General features: G+C 64.6%; 1 protein-coding gene and 2 pseudogenes. 1 reads left to right on the top strand and 2 read right to left on the bottom strand.

Annotated features, from left to right (window positions below; genetic code table 11):
• The coding region (locus tag WAW17_RS07575) for a GNAT family N-acetyltransferase (RefSeq protein ID WP_422332374.1) at positions 1-435 on the top strand (435 nt) is incomplete at its 5' end.
• Positions 436-1,510: 1,075 nt separating this feature from the next.
• Here the strand turns inward: WAW17_RS07575 and WAW17_RS07570 are convergent.
• Positions 1,511-2,065 (bottom strand): annotated as a pseudogene (locus tag WAW17_RS07570) (polyketide cyclase).
• 3 nt (positions 2,066-2,068) lie between these two features.
• Positions 2,069-2,253: pseudogene (locus tag WAW17_RS07565) on the bottom strand (hypothetical protein); the annotation flags it as partial.

The following is a 2,253-nucleotide window of genomic DNA, read 5'->3' as shown; positions in this document are numbered from 1 at the left end:
TTCGACACCGCAGGGGAGGCCGACCTCGTCGAGGCACTACGCCGGGACCCGGCGTGGATCGACGGCCTCTCGATCGTCGCCGCCGACGGCACCGGTGCCCTCGTAGGGCACGCTCTCCTGACCCGCGCCCACATCGGTGATACCCCGGCACTGTGCCTGGCACCGTGCGCGGTCCTGCCGCGATATCAGAAGACCGGCGTGGGATCGGCCGCCGTCCGCGCCGCGCTCGACGCCGCCAAGCATGTGGGTGAGCACTTCGTCGCCGTCCTCGGGCATCCGGGCTACTACCCGCGGTTCGGGTTCACCCGAGCCAGCTTGCACGGCATCACGATGAAGATGCAGGTCCCCGATGAGGCGTTGATGGCGCTGAGCCTGGACGCCGAACCACTGCCGAGCGGTGTCATCCGCTACGCGGCAGCTTTCGGCGACATCTAACCCCCCCGGATCGTCCGTAACCCGCGGCTGCTGGGGCTCGTCTGCGCACCTGCCGACGAGCCCGGGGCCACGCCGGTGCTCATCCGAACACCCGGGGGAACCGATACAGGGCCGTGGCCGTCAGGAAGCGAAACGTGGACCGAGATGAGTAGTGACACCGACTCCACCACACGCGCCGAGACCGCGGCCGCAATTCCCGCGATCGGCGAAAGCGAAGTCGCTGGGCTGAAGGAGAACTAACCTCGACGCCGGCAAGCTCGGCGTGGCGACCGCGAGGGCATTTACCGGTACACCGACGGCAAGTGACCACCGACCCTGCCCACCTGTGTCGGTGCACTCGTCGTGGGTACGAGATGTTTGGTAGTTGAGGTTGTGTGGGAAGGAGCTGCAGTGGCGGATGCGAACGGCCATCCCGATCTGGACGAGTACGACCTGTCGAAGGTACTCCACGCACTGGCAGACCCGAACCGGCGCAAGGTGATTGCAGCGTGGGTTGGTCCTCGTGGACCGATTCGTTGTCTCCCCGCTTCAATACGACGACCTCGTGCGTCGGCGCCGCGATGGCGTCAACGGTGCCGAGACCGAATGCCGAGTCCGGGCAGTAGACCACCTCGTCCTTCGGGAACCACTCGGGCGCAAGCTTATACCCGGCCTGGTCGCGAATCATCAGCGTCAGGTCGGGTTGGGCCGAGTAAAGCTCCCGAATCCGGGCGAGCTCGGATTCACTCTCTGGAAGTCCATCGTCTGCGGCATCTGGACGATCTTCCGATCGGGCAGGTCGGCGACCACCTTCTCTCGGAACCCTTTGGTATGCGGGCCATCGATTGCCGAAGTTCCCGCCGCAATGAGCAATACCGGTCCGGACGGCACGCGCTGCTCGAGAACCCTCCGATCGTAAGTGTGTGTGGGACAAACATAATCCAGCTTTGCCCCCAGTTGCCGACGGCTGATGGTCGCACAACTGAGTGTGCTGATGGGCATTGGCACGATTCTGGACTCAGGTATAGCCCGAACTGATTGCGAAACGTACCAACTCGTCGGTGGACGGCGCGAATCAGTCCAAACCGGCAGATGTCTAGCCCTCCGGCGTCCAAGCCCGGGACGTCGGTTCCGCAAGCTCGGCCAGGTGCTGCAGGGAGTTGGCAAGATGCTCAGGACCGAAGGGCGGGAACTGGATGTACTCGCGGATGGACTGCGGCACCGTCGACGTCCGTGGGTGAGCGTGACCTCTGTCTCCGACCGGCCAAGCGGCACCAGGTCGTAAAGCCAGATCCATCCGCCGAACTCCAGGTGACCCTCGTCCTTCTCCTGCCCCGTCAGCAAGCCGATGACGCGCGGCGGGTCGAGGACCTGAACCTTGTTGGCTACCTGGTAGTTCCGTGTGGATGGTTGGGTGATACATGTCCATCCGGAAGATCTGTTCCACCTCGGTCAGCGGCGCCTGGTCGGTAGCCTCTTGCACCCAGCCGGTGACGTCGATAACAGAATGGCTCGTCGGGTCGGCCAGCGCCGCGAACACCCTGACGGCTGGCACGGCGACAGTCAGGGTGGCGCTCACATTCTCTTGGTCCAAGGTGTGCACGCTCCTTGTCACACCATCTCGAGTCTCCCGCAGGTGCGGAAGGGGCATTCATCAATGCAGACTGCCTGGCAAGGCGGAATTCATCGGTCGTGGGTGTGGATCCTGGTTGCTCTCATCGGGGGCGGGGGTCAGGTGTGCCAGGCAGAGCGACGGCTCGACGAACGGCTCGATCCGGTCGGCCGCGAGCGGTGCCCGCACCTCGGCCAGAACGCCGCGGATCAAACCCAGATGCAGCG

Origin of the sequence: Rhodococcus sp. (in: high G+C Gram-positive bacteria) (genome assembly GCF_049286785.1) — a bacterium.
Lineage (GTDB): Bacteria > Actinomycetota > Actinomycetes > Mycobacteriales > Mycobacteriaceae > Rhodococcus_F.
This window is presented reverse-complemented; position numbering and strand designations above follow the sequence as displayed.